Below are 2,500 nucleotides of genomic sequence, written 5' to 3' on the forward strand. Positions count from 1 at the left end.
GCTACCTTAGGACCGTTATAGTTACGGCCGCCGTTTACCGGGGCTTCGATCAAGAGCTTCGCGTTAGCTAACCCCATCAATTAACCTTCCGGCACCGGGCAGGCGTCACACCCTATACGTCCACTTTCGTGTTTGCAGAGTGCTGTGTTTTTAATAAACAGTCGCAGCGGCCTGGTATCTTCGACCGGCGTGGGCTTACGCAGTAAATGCTTCACCCTCACCGGCGCACCTTCTCCCGAAGTTACGGTGCCATTTTGCCTAGTTCCTTCACCCGAGTTCTCTCAAGCGCCTTGGTATTCTCTACCCAACCACCTGTGTCGGTTTGGGGTACGGTTCCTGGTTACCTGAAGCTTAGAAGCTTTTCTTGGAAGCATGGCATCAACCACTTCGTGTTCCAAAGGAACACTCGTCATCAGCTCTCGGCCTTAAGATCCCGGATTTACCTAAGATCTCAGCCTACCACCTTAAACTTGGACAACCAACGCCAAGCTGGCCTAGCCTTCTCCGTCCCTCCATCGCAATAACCAGAAGTACAGGAATATTAACCTGTTTTCCATCGACTACGCTTTTCAGCCTCGCCTTAGGGACCGACTAACCCTGCGTCGATTAACGTTGCGCAGGAAACCTTGGTCTTTCGGCGTGGGTGTTTTTCACACCCATTGTCGTTACTCATGTCAGCATTCGCACTTCTGATACCTCCAGCAAGCTTCTCAACTCACCTTCACAGGCTTACAGAACGCTCCTCTACCGCATCACCTAAGTGATACCCGTAGCTTCGGTGTATGGTTTGAGCCCCGTTACATCTTCCGCGCAGGCCGACTCGACTAGTGAGCTATTACGCTTTCTTTAAAGGGTGGCTGCTTCTAAGCCAACCTCCTAGCTGTCTAAGCCTTCCCACATCGTTTCCCACTTAACCATAACTTTGGGACCTTAGCTGACGGTCTGGGTTGTTTCCCTTTTCACGACGGACGTTAGCACCCGCCGTGTGTCTCCCATGCTCGGCACTTGTAGGTATTCGGAGTTTGCATCGGTTTGGTAAGTCGGGATGACCCCCTAGCCGAAACAGTGCTCTACCCCCTACAGTGATACATGAGGCGCTACCTAAATAGCTTTCGAGGAGAACCAGCTATCTCCGAGCTTGATTAGCCTTTCACTCCGATCCACAGGTCATCCGCTAACTTTTCAACGGTAGTCGGTTCGGTCCTCCAGTTAGTGTTACCCAACCTTCAACCTGCCCATGGATAGATCGCCCGGTTTCGGGTCTATTCCCAGCGACTAGACGCCCTATTAAGACTCGCTTTCGCTACGCCTCCCCTATTCGGTTAAGCTCGCCACTGAAAATAAGTCGCTGACCCATTATACAAAAGGTACGCAGTCACCCAACAAAGTGGGCTCCCACTGCTTGTACGCATACGGTTTCAGGATCTATTTCACTCCCCTCTCCGGGGTTCTTTTCGCCTTTCCCTCACGGTACTAGTTCACTATCGGTCAGTCAGTAGTATTTAGCCTTGGAGGATGGTCCCCCCATATTCAGACAAAGTTTCTCGTGCTCCGTCCTACTCGATTTCATGACCAAGAGATTTTCACGTACAGGGCTATCACCCACTATGGCCGCACTTTCCAGAGCGTTCCGCTAATCTCAAAGCCACTTAAGGGCTAGTCCCCGTTCGCTCGCCACTACTAAGGGAATCTCGGTTGATTTCTTTTCCTCAGGGTACTTAGATGTTTCAGTTCCCCTGGTTCGCCTCTTGCACCTATGTATTCAGTACAAGATAACCATCTTATGATGGCTGGGTTCCCCCATTCAGACATCTCCGGATCAAAGTCTGTTTGCCGACTCCCCGAAGCTTTTCGCAGGCTACCACGTCTTTCATCGCCTCTGACTGCCAAGGCATCCACCGTATGCGCTTCTTCACTTGACCATATAACCCCAAGCAATCTGGTTATACTATGAAGACGACATTCGCCGAAAATTCGATTGAGCTCCTAAGAGCAACTCACAAATTTTACCTTAGCCTGATCCGTTACCAGTGAAAGTAACGTTCAGTCTATCTTTCTATCACATACCCAAATTTTTAAAGAACGAACTAGTCAAAGACTAGAAATCAACATTCACCATCGAACCGATGGAATGCTCATTTCTAAGCTTTAGAACAAAACAGTCATTTCCATAAGTGGAAACGACCTTTTCGTCTTCTTCAATGAATCAAGCAATTCGTGTGGGAGCTCATGGAGCAGCTGAGTCATCGATTAAGGAGGTGATCCAGCCGCAGGTTCCCCTACGGCTACCTTGTTACGACTTCACCCCAGTCATGAATCACACCGTGGTAACCGTCCTCCCGAAGGTTAGACTAGCTACTTCTGGTGCAACCCACTCCCATGGTGTGACGGGCGGTGTGTACAAGGCCCGGGAACGTATTCACCGCGACATTCTGATTCGCGATTACTAGCGATTCCGACTTCACGCAGTCGAGTTGCAGACTGCGATCCGGACTACGAT

2 rRNA genes (both only partly in view) are annotated in these 2,500 nt (G+C 50.2%); both read right to left on the reverse strand.

The features are described from left to right. Positions 1-1,922, reverse strand: a 23S ribosomal RNA gene (locus ACA058_RS24535); it reaches 970 nt to the left of the window's first position. A 329-nt stretch (positions 1,923-2,251) separates the two neighbouring features. After that, a 16S ribosomal RNA gene (locus ACA058_RS24540) occupies positions 2,252-2,500 on the reverse strand; it runs 1,288 nt beyond the window's last position. The 16S and 23S rRNA genes sit together here, the layout of an rRNA operon.

The organism is Pseudomonas sp. LBUM1649, assembly GCF_059716155.1.